This is a genomic window from Polaromonas sp. P1_E1_2 (assembly GCF_056406035.1).
The window spans coordinates 1-6,951 of sequence record NZ_JBFUAZ010000181.1; the positions used below are offsets into that span (position 1 = coordinate 1).

Consider the following 6,951-nt stretch of genomic DNA (forward strand, 5'->3'; position numbering starts at 1 on the left):
GTCCGGTGGTGCAAAGCTACACCGCGGAAGGCCGCGAGGCCGCGCGCTTTGATGCGTCAACCACCAACGCATTCAACACCGCGATTCGCCGCACCAGGGCGCGCTCGGTGCTGGTGGCCTTCATCATCATCGCCACGTCGGCGGCGCTGCTGTGGGGCCTGTACCAGGGCACGCAGGCGGTGATGCGGGGCGACATCACGGCAGGCCACCTGGGCCAGACAGTTGTTTACGTGATCATCCTGGCCAGCGCGGCGGCCGTGCTGGGCGAGGTCTATGGCGACCTGCTGCGGGCGGCCGGCGCCACCGAGCGGCTGATGGAGCTGCTGACGTCGCGTTCACCCGTCATTTCACCGGCAAATCCGGTTCCCGGGCAGGTCACACGGGCGGGAAGCGCTATCAAATTTGAAGCAGTGACGTTTCACTACCCGTCGCGGCCCGCGCAAGCTGCCCTGACAAACTTTTCCCTGAGCGTGTCGCCCGGTGAAACGGTGGCCATCGTGGGACCCAGCGGCGCAGGCAAGAGCACGGTGTTCCAGCTGCTGCTGCGGTTTTATGACCCGGCCTCGGGCCGCATCGAACTGGATGGCGTGCGCACAGCCGACATGGCGCTGCACGATTTGCGGCAGCGCGTCGGCATCGTGCCGCAGGACGCCGTCATCTTCTCGACCAGCGCGCTGGAGAACATCCGCTACGGCAAACCTGAAGCCACTGATGAAGAGACCCGTGCAGCGGCCAGGGCGGCCTTCGCGCATGAGTTCATTACCGCCCTGCCCGAAGGCTACGACACCTTTCTCGGGGAGCGCGGTGTGCGGCTTTCCGGTGGCCAGCGCCAGCGTATTGCGATCGCGAGGGCGATGCTGAAAAACGCTCCGCTGCTGCTGCTGGATGAAGCCACCAGCGCGCTGGATGCCGAAAGCGAACGCATGGTGCAGGCGGCCCTGGAGTCGGCCATGAAGGACCGCACGACGCTGGTGATTGCGCACCGGCTGGCCACTGTGCAGCAGGCTGACCGCATCCTGGTGCTGGACCATGGGCGGCTGGTGGAGCAAGGCACGCATGCCGAGCTGGTAAACCGCGGGGGCGTTTATGCGCGGCTGGCGGCGCTGCAGTTCACGGTGTGACGACGCGGGTTGCGCAGCTTCAGCAGCCATCAAAAATCAGCGATATGCATTATTTGCATAGATATTGGTGAACAATGCCTTGGACTATTTAGGCCGAGGCTTTTAAGCTCCGTCCATTGATTCTTCCCGCAGACTTTCCCGCAAGAAATCCCACAAGGAGCTTTTTCAATGTCACACGCAGCCTCTTCTGTTCCCACCCCCGCCGGGTCTCACCCGCTTCCGTCTTACCTGCAGGCGGACAACCTGGGCCCCTGGGGCAACTACCTGCAGCAGGTAGACCGCGTCATTCCGCACCTGGGCAGCCTGGCGCGCTGGGCTGAAACCCTCAAGCGGCCCAAGCGTGTGCTGATCGTGGACGTGCCGATTCACATGGACGACGGCACCGTGGCGCACTTTGAAGGCTACCGTGTGCAGCACAACGTTTCGCGCGGTCCCGGCAAGGGCGGTGTGCGTTTCCACCAGGACGTCACGCTGTCTGAAGTGATGGCGCTGTCGGCCTGGATGTCGGTCAAGAACGCGGCGGTGAACGTGCCGTACGGCGGTGCCAAAGGCGGTATCCGCGTCGACCCGAAAAAGCTTTCGCGTGGCGAGCTTGAGCGCATGACGCGCCGTTACACCAGCGAAATCGGCATCATCATCGGCCCCAACAAGGACATCCCCGCGCCGGACGTCAACACCAACGACCAGATCATGGCGTGGATGATGGACACCTACTCGATGAACACCGGCTCCACCTCAACCGGCGTCGTCACGGGCAAGCCGGTCGACCTGGGCGGCTCGCTGGGCCGGCGTGAAGCCACGGGGCGCGGCGTGTTCACCGTGGGCACCGAAGCGGCCAAGCACATTGGCCTTGATATCAGTACCGCACGGGTCGCCGTGCAAGGCTTTGGCAATGTGGGCGGTGTGGCGGGCAAGCTGTTTGCCGAAACCGGCGCACGTGTGGTCGCGGTGCAAGACCATGGCGGCACGATTTACCGTGAAGCCGGCCTCGATGTGCCGGCGCTGCTGCGTCATGTGGAAGCCAATGGCAGTGTGGCCGGATTCACCGAAGCCGAAGTCATTGCCAATGACGCGTTCTGGGACGTGGAGTGCGACATCCTGATTCCGGCCGCACTTGAGCAGCAAATCACTGCCGCCAATGCCGGCCGCATCAAGGCGCGCATGATCATTGAAGGCGCGAACGGCCCGACGACACCTGCCGCCGACGACATCCTGCATGACCGCAACGTGCTGGTGCTGCCGGACGTGATCGCCAATGCCGGCGGCGTGACCGTCAGCTACTTTGAATGGGTGCAGGATTTTTCCAGCTTCTTCTGGGACGAAGAAGAAATCAACAAGCGCCTGGTGAAAATCATGAAAGACGCCTTTGCCGGTGTTTGGGCCGTGGCGCAAGACCAGAAGGTCAGCCTGCGTACCGCCACCTTCATCGTGGCCTGCAAGCGAATCCTGCACACGCGCGAGTTGCGCGGCCTGTACCCCTGAGTTACTGGGTCAGCGCCGGGACCTGCGCGTCAACGACCTGGACAACCTTTCAAGCAGGGGCCGCAGAACCGGCTTTGCCGGACTGCAGGCGCAGCACCCCCTCGGGGGGCAGCGCATTACACGAAGTGAAAAGCGTGGGGGCTCTATTTCTCCGCGGGACTGGCTTCGCCAGACCGCAGGCGCAGCGGCCCCCTAGGGGCTGGAGCCTGCGGCTCCGAACCTGCTTGAGCAGGTTTGGACAGGCGACAGAGGCGAAGCGTCTCGCGAGCCGCGGCCTGCAAGGCCTCGGGAGTTACGCGAAGCGAACGACCGTGGGGGTCATTACTGCAACGTTTCCTTGATCCCAGGCAGCAGAGGCAAGGGCATGACGTCGATGCCCTCCTCTATCAGTTCCACGGTTTCGCGCGCACTGGCCTGGCCGCGAATGCTGCGCGCCTCCAGTTCGCCATAGTGCATGCGGCGGGCCTGATCCGCAAACTGGCTTCCGACATCTTCGGTATGCGCCATCACATGACGCAAGGCCTTCAGGAACGCGGCCTGCTCTGCCTGACTCTTTGCGGCCGGTATACCCGCCATGGCGTTGGCCTCGCCTTCAACGACCCGCGCCGGGTTCGGAATGGCAACTTGTGAAGACGCAGCAGCCCGGCTGCCTGCGCTCACGATATCATGGCCACCCAGGTTGAGACGTGGTGCACTGGGAAGTTTCTGGATGCTTTTGTCGGCACACATCGGGCATTCGATCAGGCCGCGCGACAGCTGGGCCTGGAAGTCGTCCTCGGACGCAAACCAGCCTTCAAATGAATGCTGGTGCGCACATTGGAGATTCAGGACTTTCATGGCCGGATTATCGCCGGGGGATCAGGGTGTTGCAGTTTGCCAGTCCAAAGCCCACGCCCCGGACAGCACGTTTTGCAACCACAGTGCGCCTGTCAATGTTTTTGCATCCGTGACCTCGCCGCTGGCGCACCAGGCAAGAAGCTCAGCGGGTGTTGCCGTAAAGACGTCCAGAAACTCCCCGGCATCCAGCTTGCGATGGCCGAGTGTCAGCCCGCGCGCAAACCAGATGTCAATAAATTCGGTAGAGTACGAGATCACCGGATGCAACACGCCCGCCCTCGCCCATTCACGTGCGGTGTAACCGGTTTCCTCCAGCAGTTCACGCTGTGCGCAGGCCAGCGAACCTTCGCCCGGATCGAGCTTGCCCGCGGGAAACTCCACCATCACGGCACGCATGGGGTAGCGGTACTGGCGCTCCAGCACCAGACGCCCGTCGTCCAGTTGCGCCACGATCATCACGGCACCGGAGTGAATGACGTATTCGCGCGTTGCCTGGTTGCCATCGGGCAGCCTGACGGTATCGCGCAGGGCATGCAGGAAATTCCCTCTCAGGATCTCGACCGAATCGATGCAGGTCTCGACGAGGTGCGCGTCGGCAATTGCRCCGGCTTGATCAGGACCGGAAGATGCGCTCATGGGCGGTGCTTGAACAGGTAGCGCCAGGTAAATCCGGGAAACGCAAAGGTGATGAAGAGCGTGCCGGTGATGGCATAAAACTCCCAGCCTTGCGGTGCAATCTGGCCGCTCCGCTGCTCAAGGTATAAGCCCAGACCGCCGACAACCAGGTACCAGACCACCAGCTCTGCGGCTCTGATTGCCAGGTTTTTCGGCAACTTGAGCGCGTAGACCGCGAACAGGCGATTGCTGATGAAAGGCAGGTTGGCTGCCAGCAAGGCCAGCAGCACGACCAGCCAGACTGAAGCAGTTTGGGTCATGGCAGGGGTCAGCTACCCAGTGATTTGACGATGCTGCTGATGGACTGCGCGCACAGGGTCATCAAACCGCCAGGCATGATGCCCAGGATCAGAATGAGCGCGCCATTGACGGCCAGCACTGCCTTGGCATCTGCCGGCGCAGAAACCGGCTKGGCGTTATGGGCCAAGGGTGCATCAAAGTACATGACCTTGACCACACGCAAGTAATAGAAGGAGCCCACCAGCGACATGATCACCGCAAAAACGGCCAGCACAATGTAGCTGGTTTGTTGCGAGGAAATCAGCGCCTGCAGGACGGACAGCTTGGCATAAAACCCCACCAGCGGCGGCAGGCCGGCCAGCGAGAACATGCTGATGGCCATCACGCCGGCGTACAACGGGCTGCGCTGGTTCAGGCCGGCCAGATCGACGATCTCTTCAGACTCATGCCCTGCCCGTGCCAACAGCATGATGATGCCGAAAGCACCCAGAGTGGTGAGCACATAAGTCAGTGCATAGAACATCGCTGCGCTGTAGGCGGATTCAGTGTTGAGCTGGTTGCCGTTGACCACGCCGGCCAGCAGGCCGAGCAGCAAGAAGCCCATCTGGGAGATGGTGGAGAACGCCAGCATGCGTTTGAGGTTGGACTGCGCAATTGCGGCCAGATTGCCCACCAGCAGCGAGCCGATGGCCATCAATCCCAGCATCTGCTGCCAGTCAATTGCCAGCGGCAACAGGCCTTCGACCAGCAGGCGGATACAGATCGCAAAGGCCGCGAGCTGCGGCGCTCCACCGATCAGGAGGGTCACGGCTGTAGGCGCACCCTGGTAGACGTCAGGCAGCCACATATGGAAAGGCACAGCGCCCAGTTTGAAGGCCAGGCCAGCCACGATGAAGACCAAGCCGAAAATCAATACCTGGTGCTTGACCTGGCGGCTGGCAATCGCGTTGAACACTTCGTTGAGGTCCAGGGAGCCGGTCGCGCCGTACAGCATCGAAAGACCATACAGCAGGAAACCCGAAGCCAGCGCGCCCAGCACGAAGTACTTCATGGCGGCTTCGGTGGCAGTGGCGTTGTCGCGGCGCAGGGCCACCAGCGCATAGCTGGACAGGGTCAGCAATTCCAGGCCCATGTAGATCACCAGGAAGTTGTGGCCCGAGATCATGACGAACATGCCCAGCAGCGCGAACAAGCTCAGAGTGAAGAACTCACCGCCGCGCAGCATGTCGCGATCTGCCGCGTAAGGGCGGCCATAGACCAGCGTAATCATCACGGTGATACAGGCAAAGCATTTGAGCCAGCCGCCCATGGGGTCGCTGACAACCATGTTGCCGAAACCATAGAAGGTCTGGCCTCCAGATGCGTAGGCAGCCTCCATGGCCGCCACGACGGCCAGGGTCAACAGCGTGAGCAAGTAGGTCAGCGTACGCTGCGGCGTCTTGACGCCCAGGTCCACCAGCGCAATCACGCAGGCCATGGTCAGGAGGACGATTTCCGGATAAACCGTGATCCAGGAGAGTTTGTCAATCATCTGAATTCTTTGTAGTTGCTTCAGTTCAGTTTGGAGGCCGCGACGTGCTTGAGCAGGTCCGCCACTGAAGTATTCATCACATCGGTAAACGGCTTGGGATAGATGCCCATGTACAGCACAGCGATGGCCAGCAGCGCCAGCATCAGGAATTCGCGGCTGTTGATGTCGACGAGTGCCTTGACGTCGTCATTGGCCACGGGGCCCAGGTAAACGCGCTTGTACATCCACAGGGTGTAGGCTGCGCCAAATATGAGTGCCGTCGCTGCCGCGCCGCCTATCCAGAAGTTGTATTTGACCGCACCCAGAATAACCATCCACTCGCCGACGAAACCGGCTGTGGCCGGAAGGCCGCAGTTGGCCATGGCAAAAAGCAGTGCAAAAGCCGCAAATTTGGGCATGGTGTTCACCACGCCGCCGTAGCTGGCGATCTCGCGCGAATGGACGCGGTCGTACAGTACACCAATGCACAGGAACATCGCGCCCGACACAAAGCCGTGGGCGATCATCTGCACGATGCCGCCGGAAATGCCCAGGTCGTTGAAGATGAAAAAACCCAGGGTGACAAAGCCCATGTGGGCCACTGACGAATAAGCCACCAGCTTCTTCATGTCCTGCTGCACCAGCGCCACCAGACCGACGTAGATCACGGCAATCAGCGACAGTGCAATCATGAGCCAGGCCCATTCATGCGCGGCATCCGGAGCGATAGGCATCGAGAACCGCAGAAAACCGTATGCGCCCAGCTTCAGCATGATGGCGGCCAGCACAGCCGAACCACCGGTGGGAGCTTCAACGTGCACGTCAGGCAGCCAGGTGTGGACCGGCCACATGGGCACCTTGACGGCAAACGCCGCGAAGAAGGCAAAGAACAGCAATGTCTGCACCGTGCTGCCCAGCGGCAGCTTGTGCCAGGTCAGGATGTCGAAGCTGCCGCCCGACTTGTTGTACAGGAAGATCAGCGCCACCAACATCAGCAGGGAGCCGAGCAAGGTGTACAGGAAGAACTTGAAGGCCGCGTAGATCTTGTTGGGGCCGCCCCAGATGCCGATGATCAGGTACATCGGG

General features: G+C 61.5%; 7 protein-coding genes. 2 read left to right on the top strand and 5 right to left on the bottom strand.

The features are described from left to right. Both AC1D1P_RS10570 and AC1D1P_RS10575 read left to right on the top strand, forming a co-directional pair. A partial coding sequence (locus AC1D1P_RS10570) for an ATP-binding cassette domain-containing protein (RefSeq protein WP_477672942.1) occupies positions 1-1,121 on the top strand: 1,121 nt, incomplete at its 5' end. Between the two features lie 168 nt (positions 1,122-1,289). Then, positions 1,290-2,603: a Glu/Leu/Phe/Val family dehydrogenase gene (locus AC1D1P_RS10575; RefSeq protein WP_477671605.1), complete on the top strand. Its 1,314-nt coding sequence runs from the start codon at positions 1,290-1,292 to the stop codon at positions 2,601-2,603. Between the two features lie 321 nt (positions 2,604-2,924). Here AC1D1P_RS10575 and AC1D1P_RS10580 read toward each other — a convergent pair whose 3' ends face one another. From AC1D1P_RS10580 to AC1D1P_RS10600, 5 genes are all read right to left on the bottom strand, one after another. Further along, a complete protein-coding gene (locus AC1D1P_RS10580; protein ID WP_477671604.1) occupies positions 2,925-3,440 on the bottom strand; it encodes a DUF1178 family protein in 516 nt (171 codons plus the stop codon). Positions 3,441-3,461: 21 nt separating this feature from the next. Next, positions 3,462-4,076, bottom strand: a complete 615-nt coding sequence (locus AC1D1P_RS10585) for an NUDIX domain-containing protein (protein ID WP_477672943.1) — start codon at positions 4,074-4,076, stop codon at positions 3,462-3,464. Beyond that, positions 4,073-4,375: a DUF2818 family protein gene (locus tag AC1D1P_RS10590; RefSeq protein ID WP_457279055.1), complete on the bottom strand. Its 303-nt coding sequence runs from the start codon at positions 4,373-4,375 to the stop codon at positions 4,073-4,075. Before AC1D1P_RS10590 ends, AC1D1P_RS10585 begins: the two co-directional genes overlap by 4 nt. A gap of 8 nt (positions 4,376-4,383) precedes the next feature. Further along, positions 4,384-5,886, bottom strand: a complete 1,503-nt coding sequence (gene nuoN / locus AC1D1P_RS10595) for an NADH-quinone oxidoreductase subunit NuoN (protein WP_477672944.1) — start codon at positions 5,884-5,886, stop codon at positions 4,384-4,386. Between the two features lie 20 nt (positions 5,887-5,906). Beyond that, positions 5,907-6,951: NADH-quinone oxidoreductase subunit M (locus tag AC1D1P_RS10600; protein WP_477672945.1), on the bottom strand; the 1,045-nt coding region annotated here is incomplete at its 5' end.

Coding starts and splice junctions, on each gene's coding strand:
- AC1D1P_RS10590 (WP_457279055.1), bottom strand. CDS start 4,375: ATGACCCAAACTGCTTCAGTCTGGCTGGTCGTGCTGCTGGCCTTGCTG.
- AC1D1P_RS10575 (WP_477671605.1), top strand. CDS start 1,290: ATGTCACACGCAGCCTCTTCTGTTCCCACCCCCGCCGGGTCTCACCCG.
- AC1D1P_RS10580 (WP_477671604.1), bottom strand. CDS start 3,440: ATGAAAGTCCTGAATCTCCAATGTGCGCACCAGCATTCATTTGAAGGC.